The following is a 16,078-nucleotide window of genomic DNA, read 5'->3' on the forward strand; positions in this document are numbered from 1 at the left end:
CCCCCTCCCCTCCCTTTTTCTCCCCCCCCCCACCCGCGGGAGGCGGCGTTGCGGACTCACGGGGTTCGGGAGTCCAGGTACTGCTCGACGCCCGGTGCGGTGTGGGCCTCTTCCACGGTCACCGCGGCCACCGGGTTGGTGGACGTCAACCTGGATCCGCCGTTCCTCGGGTGCGCCCGCGTTCCGGACCGTGGATCTGCCGGCGCACCCCGAGTTCGTCGAACGTTTCCGGCCGCGTGTCGGATCCACGACGCTTGCGCTCGCCTGGGTGGCTGCCGGCAAGCGGGCCGCGTACGTCACGGCCGGCAAGGACCTGTCCGGGAGCGTGCACTTCGCAGCCGGTATCGCCTTGTGCCGTGCGTCCGGCTGTGTCGTCACCGGAATCGACGGCGCCCCGATCCGTGAGACGGGTCGTGGGCTCGTGGCCGCCGCCGACGCAGAGACCCACGGGCTGCTGACGTCGACGCTGCGCGGCCGAAGCCAGTACCGCGACCGCTCCCGGTAGAACCGCACTGCGTAACGCGTCCGGCTCCCCCGCTGTACCTCCGGCACAGGGGAGCCGTCGACGCTGCTCCCGCCACTGACGACGGCGAGCCGTTCCGCGAGGCGCGGGAGCCTTCTCGAACGGGTGTCGCCGGCGTCAGTCCACGATCACCCCGGCGGGCGCCGCCGGGGCCCGCCCGGCGAGTGCGCCGCCGAAGTTCCCCTCGACCTCCGTCTTCTCCGCCGCGTCGGGGTACGGGTTCGTGCACGACGTGCCGGCGGTGGAGCCGGACATCAGGCTCGAGCAGGGTCCGGGCTTGCGATCCGGCAGGCCCAGGATGTGCCCGAGTTCGTGCGCGGAGATGCGGATCGTGTCGTAGCCCTGGTCGACGGCCTGGCGCCCGATGTACACGGTGCCGTTGCCCAGCGTGGTGGGCAGGGCGCGCGGCCAGCCGTTGTCCGCGAGGACCCGTATGTTCGCGCGTTGCCCGGCCGCGACGGGCCGCAACTCGACGGCGTCGACACTCTCGTTCCAGATCGCCGCACCCCGGTTGACGGCACTCTTGAACTCCGCGGAGCCGCTCGCGTCGTAGGTCACCACACGGGCGGCCAGAGGCCCGTCGGCCGTTGAGGGGGTGACGGCCGCGGCCTGACCACCCGTCAGGGACACGGACACCAGACAGGCCGCGGCGAGACCACCGGTCAGCATACGGACGTGCATGATCGACCTCCTTGTGGGGGAAGGGCAGTCGTGCTCATGACATTCCCTAGCCCACTGCCCAGCCGGGTCACCCCTGAACCCTCAGGCGACGGCCGCCACCGAGACGCCGATCGCGATGAACAGCCAGCCGGTGGTCAGCTCCCAGCGCCGGCGGACCTTCGGCCTGACGAGCAGGGCTCGCAGTCGCGCGGCGACCACGACGAGGGCGAACCAATAGGCGACGCCGATGAGGATGTCCAGCATGCCCAGGAAGAAGATCTGCTGCGCCATCGATCCGTCAGCGTCGACGAACTGGGGAAGGACGCTGAGGAAGAACAAGGCGGCTTTCGGGTTGAGCACATTGGTGAGCAACCCCTGGGTGAAACCGCTCCGGAGACGCCCCTGGGCGGGCCCGTCCTCCTGCGGGGCGTCGGATGCGGCCTCGTTCGCGTTGTGCCCTTCCCTGCCGGTCCGGCGGGCGGTGAGTACGGCCCGCACACCGAGATACACGAGGTAGGCCGCCCCCATCAGTCTGATCCCGTCGTACACCACGGGCGAGCGGGTGGCGATCACCGAGAGGCCGGCCGCGGCGGCCAGCATGTGCGCACACAGCCCGGTCTGGGCGCCCAGTGCCGCCGCTCTGCCTTTCGAGGGATCCTCGGCAGCCGATCTGACGACCACGAGGAAGTCCGGCCCCGGCACCACATACGCAACCAGCACAACGCCGAGGAAGCCGAGCAGGTCGACCGTCATCCGCCCTCCGCTCCTGCGCAACCGAAGCCGCTTGCGGCCGGGGCCCGTTGACCCACCGTGCGCACCGGTACCGAGTACCCCCGTACGGGCCGCCCGGACAGCCGACCGCCGGAACCAGGGGTGAACCGGAGCAAGGGGGCGTCTGTTGAACGGCGTTGACCTCGCACGCATCTCACCAGCACAATCTGCGGGCCTGCGTCATCCGCCGGCGAACAGGGGGAATCATGTGCGACTCGTGTCCGGACCGCGAGGCGATCAATGCCATCGCGCGGAACCCGGCGGCACCGGTCGACGTACTGACCAGGCTGCTCTCGGAGCAGGCCATCGCCGCCTGGGACACCCTGGCCTGGCGCGCACTGCCGGACGAGGTGGTCGACGCGATCGTCGTACATCCCGATCACAGGCTGCGCTCGGCGTTCGCAGCGAACCCCTCGGTGACGCCGGAACAGCGGGCCCGGCTCGTCGACGATCCCGACGCACGGGTGCGCGAGGCTCTGGCCTACGGCCCCGACTGGTTCCGCATTCCCGTGGAGCCGCTTCCGGTCGTCGCCCAGAAGCGGCTGCTCGCCGACGAGGACGCACGGGTCCGCCGCAGCGCGGCCGACTCCCGGCACACCGCTGCGGAGCTGGTCACCCGTCTCGCCGACCACCAGGACGCCAACCTCCGGAGGGCCGCATGCCGCGAGTGGGCCGCGCTCTCCCGAGGCACCCGCGACCGCCTCCTCCATGACCCCGTGGAAGAGGTACGCCGGGCCGCCGTGCGGGAGGCCTGCCGCGACGACGCGCGCTACACCGACCTCCTGCTCGACGCGGACCTCGGCCCCTTCTCCCGGCAGGAGGTGATCCGCTACGGGGCCATGAGCACAGCGACCGCCGAACGGCTCGCGGCCGACGGCGAAGAGTCGGTCCGGCGCGAACTGGCGGCCAACCCTCACCTGCCCGTCGACGTCGTCCGCAGGCTGGCCGGCGACGACGCGCACAGCGTCCGGCTGGCCGTTTCGGTCCGGCCCGAGCTGACGGAGACAGAGCGTGACGCCGTCGACATCACCATCAGCCCGTCCGACCGGCTGCATCCCGTCGAATGGGTGCGCCGCTGCACCGATCCCGACATGCTGCGCCGATGCGCCCGGTCGGCCAACGTCCTGCTGCGCCGCAGCGCCGCCTGCAGCCCGCACCTGCCCGCCGACGCCGTCGAACTGCTCTCGCGGGACGACGACTACGCCGTAAGGCTCCTGCTGTGCGAGAACCAGTCGGCCGTGGACAGCGAGGTCGTGCTGCAGACCTACCTCGACTGCCAGGTCATCACCAAGGGTGCCCTGCTCGGGCACGCCAACTTCCCGCGCACGGACGCCGGCACTTCTCGGTGTTCACCGCCGCTCCCCTGGCGATCCTGCTGCACCACCGTTTCCCGCGCATGGAGCCGTCCCGCCGGCGACCGGTCACGCCGTGAGCCGGTCCAGCGCGGCCAGGACCGGGGCCACGCCGTCCTCCTGGGCCAGGGCACGGGCCAACTCCTCGGCACGGAGGCGGTGGTGAGGATCGCTTGTGGCGCGGCGCAGGGCGGAGGCCAGTGCACCGGCGGTGAGGTGCCGCAGGGGGACGGCGCACGGTGCCGTCCCCAGGGCGACCAGGCGCGCCGCCCAGAAGCCGCCGTCGAACTGCACCGGTACCGCAACCGTGGGGACGCCCGCGCGCAGGACGGCGGCGGTGGTGCCGGCTCCGGCGTGGTGGATCACGGCGGCGGTACGGGGAAACAGCAGCGCGTGGGGCACGTCGCCCACGGTGATCACGTCATCGGCGTCGTCGCGGGCGGCGAGGCCCGCCCAGCCCTGCTGGATGATGCCGCGCAGTCCCGCCGTCCGCAGCGCACGCACGATCTCGGCGCTGAGGTGCCCGGCATCCGGCACCGTCGCACTGCCCAGACCGACGAACACCGGCGGGGGCCCTGCGGCCAGGAACTCCTCCACTTCGCCGGGCAGTGCGCGCGTGTCGTGCGGCCACCAGTAGCCGGCGATTTCCAGTCCGGGGCGCCAGTCCTTCGGGCGGGGCACCACTCGTTCGCTGAAGCCGTGCAGCACGGGCCACTGGGCCCGCTCGTGGGCCCGGCGGCCGACGGAAGGGCGGGGCACGGTCATGCCGTGCCGGGTGCGCAGCCGGTGCACGGCCTGGGTGAAGACCCGGTCCACGGCGGAGAGCACGGCCCGTCCGCCCAGGTGGTTGCCCACCGAGCCGAGCGATCGTCCGCCGAGCATGGGCGCGCCGAACTCGCGCGTCGGATGCTGGGGTTGGAGGAACAGGCCGAGGCTGGGCAGGCTCAGCCCCTCGGCGATGGCACGGCCCAGCGGCGCGACGGCTCCCGCGGCCAGGACGACGTCCGCGCCGCGGGCCGCCTGGACCAGGGCGTCGGTCATCTCCTCGGCCACGGACCGGGCCATCGACACCGCACGCAGCAGCTTGCCGAGGCCGGTGGTGCCGGCGTGCAGATCGCGGCCGCGCTCGGAGTGCGACACGGCGTGCGGGTCGACCGGGGTCGGGTGGAAGCGCACCTCCGATCCGGTGGCCAGGGGTTCGAACAGGCCGTGGGTGGCGAGCGTGACCTCGTGCCCGCCGCGTGCCAGCCCCGCGCCCAACCCGGTGTAGGGCGCGACGTCGCCGCGCGATCCCGCCGTCATGATCACCACGCGCATGGGTCCCAGTGTGGACCGGCCGGGCGGATGACACGCGGTGCATGGCCTCACGTGGACGAAAATCGCCGTTGCGGGTGTTGTCCGGCCGGTTCCCACCGCTGCGTGTCCGGGCTGTGGACGCGATCTGATGGGTCCGCCCCCATGGCCGTCCCCGTGGAGACAGACCGTCGAGGGGCGGGAAGGTTACTCGTGTCCGGGCCGGCGCGATCGGCTGTGGGATCACCCGGTGGACGGTGAGGGCTTTGTGTCCGGGCCGGGTTCCGGGACCGTCGTGATGCGGGACGGCCTCGCGGTGCAACGAGCGGAGCCGCTTCCTCCGCCACGCGGCGCAGCGAGCGGAGCCGCTTCCTCCGCCACGCGGCGACGGAGGAGGCGGCTCCCGGTGACGCGCCGGCTCAGGACGTCTGGGCGCTCTGGTACAGGTTCTGGGCGTCCGCGCCGAAGTACGGGCCGTACATGGCGTTCGGCAGGAAGTTGTACTTGAAGCTGTTCACCGAGGACTGCAGGCCGGTCCCGGTGGCCTCGCTGAACTGGGTGAACCAGGGGCCGCCGCTGGAGCCGCCGGTCATGTTGCAGGTCAGGCCGTGGTCGTTGGACAGCAGGAAGTCGCGGGTGGTGGTGCCGCTGCAGTAGATGAACTTCTCGCCGTCGTACGGTGCCGCGGCCGGGAAGCCGAAGGAGTACATGGCCTTGTTGTAGCCGGTGTTGAACGCCAGACCCTGGCCGCCGACGACGTCGGTCAGCTTCTTCCCGTCCAGCGGTGCGACCACGGCCGCGCCGATGTCGTAGTTGATGTCCTCACTGGCCGTCCACTGCGGGGTGGACAGGGTCTTGGAGGCGGTCCAGGTGCCGTACGGGCGCTGTCCGTCGTGGTAGCCGGGCACGAACACCCAGTTGGTGTGCCAGGCGCCCTCCAGCTTGACGCAGTGACCGGCGGTGATCACGGTGCTCTTGTTGGCGCTGGTGACGGCGTTGCCGGAGCAGGACGCGGTGCGGCCCTGGTAGCTGAAGAACACCCGTCCCGCGGTCTTGGTCACCGCTCCCCCGCCGGACCAGGGGCCGCCGCCGTGCGGGAAGGCCAGCGGACCCGTGGCAGAGGCGGGCGCGCTGGGGGCCACGACCGTCGCCTTGCCCTTGCGGAGCGCCGGGGCCCTCACGTCGGAGCGGTCGACGGTCAGCAGGTCGAGCGGGGTGGCCTCGCGCATCCGCTGCGGGGTCCAGAAGGCCAGGGCGCGTTCCTGCGCCGAGGAGGTCATCACGCCGGGGTCCGGTACGGCGCTCGCGGGTGTGGCGGTGACGCCGGTCGCCAGGAGCGCGGCGACGCCGGCGAGCGCGCCGAAGACGGAGCGGCGGACGCGGGTGCTGCCGCCGGACGGGTACGGGCTGCGGGTTCGGCCTATCACGCGGTCTCCTTCTGCTGTGGGGGCCGGGCGGCGGGAAGCCCGCCCACCCGGTCAGGCAGGGGTGTCACTGCGGACGGTCAGGGGGCAGCGTGCCACCAGGAGGCCGATATGGACAGGTGCATGTCAATATGTTGTCCAAAAACTTCACGGACTCACCGCGCCGAGCGCGGCACGTGGGCACGGCAAAACCCGGCCTCACCGTGGAGGCCGGGTTCGGGGAAGTGCCGCTGGTGTCAGAAGAGTGCGGCCGGTGTCAGAGGATGGGACCGGCGCCGCTGGGGCCGCCCGGCTCGACGCGGCCGCGCCACGAGCCGGACTCGACTCCGCGCTCCTCGATGTACTGCTTGAAGCGCTTCATGTCGCCCTTCACCCGGCGGTCGATCGTGCCCATCATGTCCGCCGCCTTCTCCACGGCACCACTGGGCTCGACCTCCATCACCAGCTCCACCCTGGTGTGGGTGTCGTCGATACGCTCGAAGCGGACGGAGCCCCGCTGGTGGGTGTCTCCGCTGGTCGTGCGCCACGTGACCCGCTCGTCGGCCAGCTGGTCGACGATCTCGGTGTCGAATTCGCGCCGTACCCCGGCGATCTTGGTGGTCCAGTGGTTGTGGCGGTCGTCCAGCTGCCTGATCTCCTCGACGCCCTCCATGAAGTTCGGGAACTCCTCGAACTGCGTCCACTGGTTGTAGGCGGTGTGGACGGGGACGTCGACTTCCACGGTTTCCTTGATGGTGCTCATCTGACTGCCTCCGTATTCACTGATCGACTGCAGGAGGCCCATCGGCCCACTCAGGTCCGGGCCCGTGGAGGCCGAGTACCCGGGATGCTCCGGTTGCCACATCGGATGTGATCAGTGAGCGTCGAGGCCCGTGCCGGAGCGGCCGGGCCGCCGGGATCAGAACCGGTCGTGCTGCTGCGTCTGCCCGTGCGCCTGGCCGCTCTGGCCGTTGGTGCTCTGGGTCTGCAGCTGCTCCGCCTGCTCCTCGGTCACCTTCTGTTCCGCGCCGCAGAAGGTGCACTGCGTCAGGTACTTCGTCGAGATGGGGAACAGCGGGACGAAGAACAGGGTGAACTTCGTGACGCGCTTCCTGAGCGTGTGGGCGGCGGGGTTTTTGCACTGACCGCACACGAGCGTCAGTATCGCCAGCTGGTAGAGGTAGCCCTTGGTGCCGAAGATGATCACGTGTCGGTCCTTCCCGGTCGGATCTTCCTCCAGTGTCCTGTATCGCGGGCACGTCGGGGGCGCGGGCCCCTCTTTCGTGTGGAGCGCCCGGCGCGGGCTGATCCGGTCGGGTGGCGGCGGAGCGGGTGTCTCCCGGGGCGCCGACAGGGTCCCGCGGCGACCACCGGCGCAGCAGACGGCGCACGGCCCGGGCCACATGGGAGTGGCCCGGGCCGGATTGTGCCGGGGTCAGCCGGACAGGGCCGTCAGCACCACGGACTTGGCCTCCTCCTGGACCCGGCCGAGGTGGTCCGGGCCGAGGAACGACTCGGCGTAGATCTTGTAGACGTCCTCGGTGCCCGAGGGGCGGGCCGCGAACCAGGCGTTGTCGGTGGTGACCTTGATGCCGCCGATGGCGGCTCCGTTCCCGGGGGCCTCGGTGAGCACCGCGGTGACCGCGTCCCCGGCCAGGGTGTCGGCCGTGACCTGGGCCGGGGAGAGCCTCGCGAGCAGGGCCTTCTCCTCGCGGGTCGCGGGGGCGTCGATACGCGCGTACGCCGGTTCGCCGAAGCGGGCGGTCAGTGCCGCGTAGTGCTCGGAGGGGGTCTTCCCGGTGACGGCCGTGATCTCGGAGGCGAGCAGCGCGAGGAGGATGCCGTCCTTGTCGGTGGTCCACACGGAGCCGTCCCGGCGCAGGAAGGACGCCCCTGCGGACTCCTCCCCGCCGAAGCCGATGGTGCCGCCCGCCAGTCCGTCCACGAACCACTTGAAGCCGACGGGCACCTCGACCAGCTCGCGCCCCAGGTCGGCGGCGACCCGGTCGATCATGGCGGAGGAGACCAGGGTCTTGCCGATGCCGGTGGTGGCCGGCCAGCGGTCGCGGTGGGCGTAGAGGTAGGAGATGGCGACGGCCAGGTAGTGGTTGGGGTTCATCAGGCCCGCGTCCGGGGTGACGATGCCGTGCCGGTCGGCGTCGGCGTCGTTGCCGGTGGAGATCTGGAAGCGGTCTCGCTGCTCGATGAGCGAGGCCATCGCGTACGGCGACGAGCAGTCCATGCGGATCTTCCCGTCCCAGTCCAGCGTCATGAACCGCCAGGTGGGATCGGTGTGCGGGTTGACCACGGTCAGGTCGAGGCCGTGCTGTTCGGCGATGCGGCCCCAGTAGGCGACCGACGCCCCGCCGAGCGGGTCGGCCCCGATGCGGACGCCCGCCGTGCGGATCGCGTCCAGGTCGAGCACGCCGGGCAGGTCGGTGACATAGGTGCCGAGGAAGTCGTAGCGGCCGGTGGTGGGAGCCGCGAGGGCGCGGGCGTAGGGGAGGCGCCGTACGTCCTTGAGGCCGCCGCGGATGATCTCGTTCGCCCGGTCCTGGATCCAGGAGGTCGCGTCGGAGGCGGCGGGGCCCCCGTTGGGCGGGTTGTACTTGAACCCGCCGTCTCCGGGCGGGTTGTGGGAGGGCGTGACGACGACGCCGTCCGCGAGGCCGGTGGTGCGGCCACGGTTGTGGGTGAGGATGGCGTGCGAGACGGCCGGGGTCGGTGTGTAACCGTCCGCGTCGTCGATCAGCACGGTCACCTCGTTGGCGGCGAACACCTCCAGGGCGGTGACGCGCGCGGGCTCCGACAGGGCGTGGGTGTCGGCGCCCAGGAAGAGGGGGCCGTCGATTCCCTGGCCGGCCCGGTACTCGCAGATGGCCTGGCTGGTCGCGGCGATGTGGTCGTCGTTGAACGCGCTCGCCAGGGACGAACCGCGGTGTCCGGATGTCCCGAACGTGACGCGCTGGCCCGGGTCGTCCAGGTCGGGGCGGCGCGCGTAGTACGCGGTGACCAGCCGAGCGACGTCGACGAGATCCTCGGGTCCGGCCGGATGTCCCGCTCGCTCGTGCTGCATGGGCCCGCTCCTCCGCATGGGTTGATCCAACGTGTGCGGTCCCATCCTTTCTCGTCACGGCGGGGCCGCGCGAGGGGCGCGCCCCGGTGAGGGGCGGATGTGCGCCAGGCCACGCGGGAGGGAGCGGCTCGGATCACGAGGAAGGCGGCGCCACGGGCCACCGGACCACCCGGTGGCGCGTCGCGCCGCCCGCTCCCCCGGTGCCGGCACGTCCATCGCGCCGGCGCTGCTCAGATCCGCCCGCCGGTGAGACGGGTGAGGGGGCCGTGTGCGCCACGTTCCGCACGGCGTCCGACGGCGTAGGAGGCGGCGCTCAGGGCGGTCAGACCCGCTCCGACGCCCGCGGCCACGAGCTTGCGGTGGGCGATGACCGTCCAGGCGGTCTTGGCCGTGGTGGCGACGTGGCCGGAGGCCGTGACGACCGCCTGGCGGCCCGCCTCGACGCCCTTGACCGCGGTCTGGGCGGCCGTCTTGGCCGTCTCGGCGGAGCGCTCCGCGCCCGACTTGGCCGCTGACGCCGCCTCACCGGCCTTGTCCGCGGCACCCTTCGCCGCCTGGGAGGCCGGCGCGGTGGCCTTGTCCGCCGTGCGGCGGGCCTTCGACTCGGCGGTCTGTACGGTGGTCGCCTTCTGATTCGTGCGCTTGTTCTCTTCAGTCATGGACACCGACTTGCCTCTGACTCCGGCGGCAAACACGTTCGGTCGCGGACCGTCCGGGCAGGAGGGTGCCTGTACCTCTCACCCGAGGGGTAGACGAACTACAGACAACCGACGTGGATCAGGAAGGAAGGTGCGTCATGGCCGGAATGCTGAATCGCATCAAGGAGTTCGCCAGGAGCCCGCAGGGACGGCGGGCCGCGGAGCAGGCACGGCGGGCAGCGGCCGATCCCCGCAAGCGGGCCCAGGCCCAGCGTCTGCTCGGCAAGCTCAGGAGCCGCGGCCACTGACCGGGACGCCGGTTCCTCCCGGTATCCAACTCCTTGGGTAGACAGGTGTGTTCATGTCCGACTGGGGCACTTGGGTCGCACCACACACCTGAGAGGGGATGGTCCGATGGGCAGGGCAGGTAACGGCACGCGGGTCTGCGCCTTAGGCGTCGCCGGAGTCCTGACGGGGACGGTGCTGGTCGGCTGCGGCGACGGCGGCGACTCGGGCGACGACGCGCGGGGATCGTCGGCGAAGACCAGCGCCGGCGCCCAGGAGCAGGGCACACAGGCGGTGCGCTCGGCCTACGACAGGACGGCCGAGGAGGACACCGCCGAGGTGAAGCTGAAGGTGCGGACCTCCGCCCGGGGCACCTCGCAGACCGCGAACGGGCAGGGCGCGATCGACCTGGACGACGGTGACAGCGTCATGACGCTCACGGTGCAGGGGCAGCGGATCGAGCAACGGGTGATCGACCAGGTCCTCTACCAGAAGATGCCCAAGGGGCAGGCGCCCGGTGGCAAGCCCTGGATCAAGATCGACCTCGGGAAGGTCGCCGCACAGCAGGGCGCGGGCGACCGGTCCATGAGTGACCCGGCGCAGTCCGCCGCGTACGCCAAGGCGATCACCGACAAGGACGTGACCAAGAAGGGCACGGCCACGATCGGCGGTGTGAAGACCACGCACTACCGCGTCTTGGTCGACGTCGCGAAACTGCCCAACGGCGACACGCTGCGCAAGCAGGTCGGTCCGACCCTGCCGATGGACGTCTGGCTGGACGACGAAGGCCGGATGCGCCGCCAGCAGATCGACATGACCGTCAAGGCCCCGGCGACGGCGACGCAACGGTCTTCCACCGATGCCTCGTCCGCGCCCGAGAAGGTCACGGTGCGCACGGTCATGGACTTCACCGACTTCGGTACCGAGGTGGAGGCGGACGAGCCTCCGGCCGGGCAGGTCACCGACATGACCGGAAAGGCCCTGGAACAGGGCAGGCAGCAGAGCTGATCCGAGCTCACCTCGCCGCGCGGCCGCGGAGACGTCCCACGAGGTCGTCCGCGGCCGTCGGCCATGCCGGGTGGTCGAAGGCGAAGCCCGCTTCGAGCAGGCGGCCGGGGACGACGCTGCGGCTCTTCAGCAGCAGTTCGGTGTCCGAACGCAGGACGAAGGCGCCGATCTCCGCCGTCCAGCGCGTCGCGGGCAGGCCCACCGGGATCCCCCACGCCCTACGCAGGGCGCGCATGAAGGCGACCTGTCCGGTCCCGCCGGGTATCACGAACTTCATGAAGGTCTCCCCTTCGACGTGTCGCAGCGACCCCAGCTCACATTTGAACACGTTCAAAACCCTTTGAGGGCGAAGGGCTTAACTTGCACGGATGCGCCGTCGGGCAAGATGGGGCCCATGAGCGTAGTCAAGATCAACGTGCTGACCGTGCCCGCCGAGCAGCGGGAGACGCTGGAGAAGCGGTTCGCCTCTCGGGCGCACGCCGTGGAGAACTCCGACGGGTTCGAGTGGTTCGAGCTGCTCCGCCCGGTGGAGGGCACCGACACCTACCTCGTCTACACCCGGTGGCGTGACGAGGAGTCGTTCCAGGCCTGGATGGAGGGGCCGATGAAGAGCGCGCACCAGGGCGCCGGCGAGAGCGGCGAACGGCCGAAGCCCGCGGCGAGCGGCTCGACGCTGTGGTCCTTCGAGGTGGTGCAGCAGGCCGGGCCGAAGGAGGCGTGACCGACGGAGTGACGCAGGAGGTCCCCCGTGCCACGCGGCACGGGGGACCTCCTGCGTTCAGTGCCGTGTGGGCGCTCAGGTGTGCCGGGACCGCGTGGGGACGGCGGTACGGCCGACCGCGGCCGCCAGCTTCCGCAGCCGGCGCCAGTCGAGGCGCGGGGGCGCCTCGGGCACTCCCGGACGGTCGCGGGGTACCCGGACGCGCAGGGCGCGGCGTGCGATGCGGCAGTGGACGGGGGCGGGCATGGTGAGTGCCTCACCGTCGAGGCCGACCTCCAGCTCCGCCTGGTCGGCGTGGACGACGACGCGCTGGGCGGTGAGCACGGTGAGCCCCTCCGGGCGCGGGGACAGCAGCAGTTCGGCCGCTTCCACGGCACTGTCCACACGGACGGCGAGCACGCCCAGCCGCCCGGAGTTGAGCCGCTCGCGCCGGCCGAAGCCGAAGGGGTCGTCCATGCGGTAGGCGTTGTTGCTGACCAGAATCGCCTGTGGGTCCACGACGGTGGTGCCGTCGGCGGTGGCCGTCAGCCGCGGACCGCTCTGCCGGCTGAGCAGGTCGGGCAGCCGCTCCAGTGCGGCCCCCACCTTCCCCTCGCGGTAGCCGGGACTCTGCACCACGGCCCCGTACACGCCGAACGAGGCGTTGTTGACGAACGGGCGGTCGTCGGCGAACCCGAGGTCGACGCGGAGTTCGACACCGTCGGTGAGGGCGTCGAGGCAGGTGGCGGGGTCGTCCCGGTCCAGACCCAGGTCCATGGCGAAGTGGTTGCGCGTGCCGGCGGCGATGACGAGGAAGGGCAGTCCGTGTTCCGCGGCGACGGCGGCGACCAGGGCCTGGGTGCCGTCGCCGCCCGCGACGCCCAGGAGGTCGGCCCCGTCGGCCACGGCGGCCTTTGCCAGGGCGGTGACGTCCTGGTGCTGGTCCGGGTCGAGCAGCACGACCTGGGCGCCCAACGCCTCGGCCTTCTCCTGCAGGTTGAACTTCTCGACCTTGCCACCACCGGAGCGCGGGTTGAGCAGCAGGAAGGGGCGCAGTGGCGGCGGTGTGCGGTACTCCTTGACCCGTACGGTCCGCAGGCCCGTACTGCGCAGGGCGTAGCGGCCGCTCCAGACCGCCCCGCACCACAGGAGCAGGGACAGGAAGACCACCCACAGCAGATTCGCGGCAGCGAAGAGGGTGATGAGGCCGACGGGCGCAACGACGGCCAGCGCGGCCGACGCGATACGGACCACTCCTCGCCGGGACAGGACCCACCAGAGCGCGGCCGCGGTCAAGGCGAGCCCCGCGAGGGCAGCCACGAGCAGCAGCAGCCCTCGCAGACCGCCGGAGACGAGCGGCAGCAAGGCCGCCAGCGCGGCCGCGGCCAGGGCGCCCCGGGCGGCCCATCTCTGCCGGCGGTGAAACCGCTCGTCCATCGCCGATCCCATCTCGTCCCTCCGCTCGAAGGCCGGCGCGGGCGGGCCCTGGAGACCGCGCCCCGCCGTGACCATGGTGCCCGCCGACGCGTCGGCTCCACCACCGTCATCCTGGACGGCTCCCCCCACCGCCGGTCACGTCGGACGTGAAGATCCCCGGGAGCGGAGCCACCGGTAGCGTACGCGGCCCTGCGGGCGCGGTTCCGCGCACCGGGCCACATCGGCACGTTCACCCACCTTCCTTCAGTCTCCTACTGCTTGACCAGGTGAGTCTCATTACGCAACTCTAGGGCGACAGTTCTTGTCGACGAGGAGGCCGGCACGCGATGGAGTGGACGGGCGCACGGTACGCGGACCAGCCGACGGTCGAGGTGACGACATGGGTCGCCGCCCCGCCGGGGAGGGTCTGGGCGCTGGTGTCGGATGTGACGCGGATGCCCGAGATGAGCGACGAGCTGCAGTCCGCGCGGTGGGCCGGGGGTGTGGCCGGACCGGCCGTAGGGGCCCGATTCGTCGGCCGGAACCAGCACGAGCAGTTCGGCGAGTGGGAGACGACCTCGACGGTGGTCGCGTGCGATCCGGAGCGGGTGTTCGCCTGGGCGGTCGGGGATCCGGCGGAGCCGAGCGCGGTGTGGCGGTTCGGGCTGGAGCCGAGGGACGGCGGGACCGAACTGTCGCAGTGGATGCGGATGGGGCCCGGGCGCTCGGGGCTGTCGTTCGCGATCGACGCCATGCCGGAGAAGGAGCAGAAGATCGTGTTCGTGCGGCTGCGGGAGTTCGAGCGGGGCATGACCGCCACGCTGAAGCACATCAAGCACCGGCTGGAGGCGTGATGCGCGCGGCGACGACCGTCGAGGCGGCGGCCATGGGCTCCTGGTCCCGGCAGGCCGATTTCGTCGTGGAGGCGGAGAAACTGGGCCTCGACGTCTGCTGGGTGGCCGAGGCCTGGGGCTCGGACGCCCCGTCCGCCCTGGGCTTCTACGCGGCCCGCACGGAGCGGATGCTGCTCGGCTCCGGAGTCATGCAGGTCGGCACCCGCACACCGGTCGCCCTCGCACAGACGGCGATCACCCTGTCGAACCTGTCCGGAGGGCGGTTCCTGCTGGGGCTCGGCCCGTCCGGTCCGCAGGTGATGGAGGGCCTGCACGGGGTGCCGTTCGCCCGTCCCCTGGCGCGCGTGCGCGAGACGGTGGAGATCCTGCGTCACGTGGTCGCGGGAGACAAAATCGCCTACTCCGGCTCCGAGTTCGGTATCCCGCTGCCCGGCGGGGAGGCGGTGCCGATGCGCCTGTCCATGCGCGCCGAGCACCCCGTTCCCGTCTACCTTGCGGCTCTGTCGCCCGCCATGCTGCGGCTGACCGGCCGGGTCGCGGACGGCTGGCTCGGCACCAGCTTCGTCCCCGAGGGCGCTGCGGAGGCCTATTTCGCTCCCCTGGACGAGGGACTGGCCGCCGCCGGCCGTGAGCGCGCCGGCTTCGACGTCTGTCAGGGCGCCGAGGTCGCGTTCGCCCGGGACGAGGAGGCGCTGGCCGCCATGGTCGCGAGCCGGAAGAAGGAACTCGCCTTCAGTCTGGGCGGCATGGGTTCCGCGTCGACAAACTTCTACAACCGGGCCTACAGCCGCCAGGGCTGGGCCGAGGTCGCGGCGGAGGTCCGGCGGCGCTGGCAGGCGGGCGACCGGGACGGCGCGGCCGGGCTCGTCACCGACGAGATGGTGCTGGCCACCACGCTCATCGGCACGGAGGAGATGGTGCGGCGGCGCCTGCGCGTCTGGTGCGACGCCGGTGTGAACACCGTCCGTCTCTACCCGGCCGGCGAAACCCTCGACGAGAAGCTCGACACGCTCGGCAGGGCGATCGAGCTGGTCCACGGGACCGAGGCCGGCGGAGCGGGCGGGTAGGCTCCCCTGGCTGATCAACGGCCGACACGACCAACAGGGGGGCTCCGTGCGGGCCATGGCCACCATCACGACGACCGCGCTCGGCCTGCTGGCGGGGGCGGCCCTGACCGCGTGCGGAGCCGGCGGCTCCGGCGAGGCCAGATCCGCGGGCGAGATCCTCGACGAGGCCAACGCGAGGATGCGGAAGCTGGACACCGTCACCGTGGACATCACCAACCGCACCACGAGCGGCGGCACGGTCACCAGCCACCTCGTGACCGACCTGGACGGCCGGTGCAGGTCGAAGACCACCTGGTCCGGGGGTGGCGCCCTGGAGCAGATCCGTCTGGGCAAGACCGACTACGTCCGCCCGAACCGGGCCTATCTGCAGAAGTGGAAGAACAACCCCGGCGCCACCGGCGAGCAGAAGCTGTGGGTGAGGACGCCCGTGGACCCGGCCTCCAGGGGCGGCGACGGACTCACCTCCTGCACCCGGCCCTTCGACTCGTTCGGCACGGCGAAGAAGGGCGGATCCGCGCGCGTCGGAGACACGAAGGCCATCGAAGTGATCGTCACCGACAAGGCGGACAAGGGAGGTACGTACACCTTCTACGTGGCCGACGAGGGCGAACCGTATCTGCTGAAGACGGTGTACAAGAGCGCCGCGCAGCACACCACCACGTCGTTCAGCGGTTTCGACGAGCCGCTGGACCTGCGGGCGCCGAAGCCGGGTGAGGTGTTGAGCGTCGGCGACTGAGCTCCCGTCAGGAGGCAGCGTTTTCCGTTGGATTTGTGGCGGCAACCGGCCGAGAGGGACGAATCGTCACACCGGGACTTGACGGGGCGGAGCAGGGCTCGGCCTACTGGAAGCGCAGCCGGCCGTGTCGGGGGTCTGGTCCGGTGCCGGCCCTGAAGCCGAGTCCACTCCGTACTCCCCCGCCACAACGCAGGTCAGGGGTCTGATGGCGCGGCGACGTTGGGCAGCGGTGGCAGGTCTGGTGGCCTGCCTGCTGTTGCTGCAGCTCCTCGTTTCGGGGAGCGCCGACGACGGAC

General features: G+C 71.5%; 15 protein-coding genes and 2 pseudogenes. 7 read left to right on the forward strand and 10 right to left on the reverse strand.

Annotated features, from left to right (window positions below; all coding sequences use genetic code 11):
* Positions 1-505 (forward strand): annotated as a pseudogene (locus tag ACZ7EG_RS35480) (inositol monophosphatase family protein); the annotation flags it as partial.
* A gap of 135 nt (positions 506-640) precedes the next feature.
* On the opposite strand, the gene ACZ7EG_RS35485 reads toward ACZ7EG_RS35480, so the two are convergent.
* From ACZ7EG_RS35485 to ACZ7EG_RS35520, 8 genes are all read right to left on the reverse strand, one after another.
* Complete coding sequence (locus tag ACZ7EG_RS35485) at positions 641-1,204, reverse strand: snapalysin family zinc-dependent metalloprotease (RefSeq protein WP_471088245.1); 564 nt, start codon at positions 1,202-1,204, stop codon at positions 641-643.
* Positions 1,205-1,285: 81 nt separating this feature from the next.
* Complete coding sequence (locus tag ACZ7EG_RS35490; RefSeq protein ID WP_471088247.1) at positions 1,286-1,936, reverse strand: LysE family translocator; 651 nt, start codon at positions 1,934-1,936, stop codon at positions 1,286-1,288.
* A gap of 1,439 nt (positions 1,937-3,375) precedes the next feature.
* Positions 3,376-4,623 (reverse strand): glycosyltransferase, encoded by a 1,248-nt coding sequence (locus ACZ7EG_RS35495; protein ID WP_471088249.1) that lies wholly within the window; start codon positions 4,621-4,623, stop codon positions 3,376-3,378.
* Positions 4,624-5,018: 395 nt separating this feature from the next.
* Positions 5,019-6,026, reverse strand: coding sequence for a trypsin-like serine peptidase (locus tag ACZ7EG_RS35500; protein ID WP_471088251.1), 1,008 nt, complete (start codon positions 6,024-6,026; stop codon positions 5,019-5,021).
* 253 nt (positions 6,027-6,279) lie between these two features.
* Entirely contained in the window at positions 6,280-6,765 is a 486-nt protein-coding gene (locus ACZ7EG_RS35505) for an SRPBCC family protein (RefSeq protein ID WP_471088253.1), read from the reverse strand.
* A 156-nt stretch (positions 6,766-6,921) separates the two neighbouring features.
* Positions 6,922-7,209 (reverse strand): zinc-ribbon domain-containing protein, encoded by a 288-nt coding sequence (locus tag ACZ7EG_RS35510; protein WP_471088255.1) that lies wholly within the window; start codon positions 7,207-7,209, stop codon positions 6,922-6,924.
* A gap of 228 nt (positions 7,210-7,437) precedes the next feature.
* The gene (gene pgm / locus ACZ7EG_RS35515; protein ID WP_471088257.1) at positions 7,438-9,078 is read right to left on the reverse strand and encodes a phosphoglucomutase (alpha-D-glucose-1,6-bisphosphate-dependent); all 1,641 of its coding nucleotides are present in this window, start codon (positions 9,076-9,078) and stop codon (positions 7,438-7,440) included.
* A 230-nt stretch (positions 9,079-9,308) separates the two neighbouring features.
* Positions 9,309-9,737 (reverse strand): hypothetical protein, encoded by a 429-nt coding sequence (locus ACZ7EG_RS35520; protein WP_471088259.1) that lies wholly within the window; start codon positions 9,735-9,737, stop codon positions 9,309-9,311.
* A 137-nt stretch (positions 9,738-9,874) separates the two neighbouring features.
* Between ACZ7EG_RS35520 and ACZ7EG_RS35525 the strand changes: the two genes are divergently transcribed.
* Positions 9,875-10,024, forward strand: a complete 150-nt coding sequence (locus tag ACZ7EG_RS35525) for a hypothetical protein (protein WP_471088261.1) — start codon at positions 9,875-9,877, stop codon at positions 10,022-10,024.
* A gap of 106 nt (positions 10,025-10,130) precedes the next feature.
* The gene (locus ACZ7EG_RS35530) at positions 10,131-11,009 is read left to right on the forward strand and encodes an SCO4651 family lipoprotein (RefSeq protein WP_471088263.1); all 879 of its coding nucleotides are present in this window, start codon (positions 10,131-10,133) and stop codon (positions 11,007-11,009) included.
* Positions 11,010-11,016: 7 nt separating this feature from the next.
* Here ACZ7EG_RS35530 and ACZ7EG_RS35535 read toward each other — a convergent pair.
* Positions 11,017-11,256: pseudogene (locus ACZ7EG_RS35535) on the reverse strand (DUF1731 domain-containing protein); the annotation flags it as partial.
* A gap of 147 nt (positions 11,257-11,403) precedes the next feature.
* On the opposite strand from ACZ7EG_RS35535, the gene ACZ7EG_RS35540 reads away from it, so the two are divergent.
* Positions 11,404-11,730, forward strand: coding sequence for an antibiotic biosynthesis monooxygenase family protein (locus tag ACZ7EG_RS35540; protein ID WP_471088265.1), 327 nt, complete (start codon positions 11,404-11,406; stop codon positions 11,728-11,730).
* A 75-nt stretch (positions 11,731-11,805) separates the two neighbouring features.
* On the opposite strand, the gene ACZ7EG_RS35545 is transcribed toward ACZ7EG_RS35540, so the two are convergent.
* The gene (locus tag ACZ7EG_RS35545) at positions 11,806-13,158 is read right to left on the reverse strand and encodes a diacylglycerol/lipid kinase family protein (protein ID WP_471088417.1); all 1,353 of its coding nucleotides are present in this window, start codon (positions 13,156-13,158) and stop codon (positions 11,806-11,808) included.
* A gap of 314 nt (positions 13,159-13,472) precedes the next feature.
* On the opposite strand from ACZ7EG_RS35545, the gene ACZ7EG_RS35550 reads away from it, so the two are divergent.
* The 3 genes from ACZ7EG_RS35550 to ACZ7EG_RS35560 are packed head-to-tail and all read left to right on the forward strand — an operon-like array spanning position 13,473 to position 15,782.
* Complete coding sequence (locus ACZ7EG_RS35550) at positions 13,473-13,979, forward strand: SRPBCC family protein (RefSeq protein WP_471088267.1); 507 nt, start codon at positions 13,473-13,475, stop codon at positions 13,977-13,979.
* Positions 13,979-15,046 (forward strand): LLM class flavin-dependent oxidoreductase, encoded by a 1,068-nt coding sequence (locus ACZ7EG_RS35555; protein WP_471088269.1) that lies wholly within the window; start codon positions 13,979-13,981, stop codon positions 15,044-15,046. Before ACZ7EG_RS35550 ends, ACZ7EG_RS35555 begins: the two co-directional genes overlap by 1 nt.
* A gap of 55 nt (positions 15,047-15,101) precedes the next feature.
* Entirely contained in the window at positions 15,102-15,782 is a 681-nt protein-coding gene (locus tag ACZ7EG_RS35560) for a hypothetical protein (RefSeq protein WP_471088271.1), read from the forward strand.
* The last annotated feature ends 296 nt before the right edge of the window (positions 15,783-16,078 follow it).

It is taken from the genome of Streptomyces sp. NPDC037100 (genome assembly GCF_055606225.1).

Excerpts from the sequence above, each read along its gene's own strand:
- ACZ7EG_RS35485 (WP_471088245.1), bottom strand. The coding sequence starts at position 1,204 with ATGCACGTCCGTATGCTGACCGGTGGTCTCGCCGCGGCCTGTCTGGTG.
- ACZ7EG_RS35490 (WP_471088247.1), bottom strand. The coding sequence starts at position 1,936 with ATGACGGTCGACCTGCTCGGCTTCCTCGGCGTTGTGCTGGTTGCGTAT.
- ACZ7EG_RS35495 (WP_471088249.1), bottom strand. The coding sequence starts at position 4,623 with ATGCGCGTGGTGATCATGACGGCGGGATCGCGCGGCGACGTCGCGCCC.
- ACZ7EG_RS35505 (WP_471088253.1), bottom strand. The coding sequence starts at position 6,765 with ATGAGCACCATCAAGGAAACCGTGGAAGTCGACGTCCCCGTCCACACC.
- pgm (WP_471088257.1), bottom strand. The coding sequence starts at position 9,078 with ATGCAGCACGAGCGAGCGGGACATCCGGCCGGACCCGAGGATCTCGTC.
- ACZ7EG_RS35520 (WP_471088259.1), bottom strand. The coding sequence starts at position 9,737 with ATGACTGAAGAGAACAAGCGCACGAATCAGAAGGCGACCACCGTACAG.
- ACZ7EG_RS35525 (WP_471088261.1), top strand. The coding sequence starts at position 9,875 with ATGGCCGGAATGCTGAATCGCATCAAGGAGTTCGCCAGGAGCCCGCAG.
- ACZ7EG_RS35530 (WP_471088263.1), top strand. The coding sequence starts at position 10,131 with ATGGGCAGGGCAGGTAACGGCACGCGGGTCTGCGCCTTAGGCGTCGCC.
- ACZ7EG_RS35540 (WP_471088265.1), top strand. The coding sequence starts at position 11,404 with ATGAGCGTAGTCAAGATCAACGTGCTGACCGTGCCCGCCGAGCAGCGG.
- ACZ7EG_RS35545 (WP_471088417.1), bottom strand. The coding sequence starts at position 13,158 with ATGGGATCGGCGATGGACGAGCGGTTTCACCGCCGGCAGAGATGGGCC.
- ACZ7EG_RS35550 (WP_471088267.1), top strand. The coding sequence starts at position 13,473 with ATGGAGTGGACGGGCGCACGGTACGCGGACCAGCCGACGGTCGAGGTG.
- ACZ7EG_RS35555 (WP_471088269.1), top strand. The coding sequence starts at position 13,979 with ATGCGCGCGGCGACGACCGTCGAGGCGGCGGCCATGGGCTCCTGGTCC.
- ACZ7EG_RS35560 (WP_471088271.1), top strand. The coding sequence starts at position 15,102 with ATGGCCACCATCACGACGACCGCGCTCGGCCTGCTGGCGGGGGCGGCC.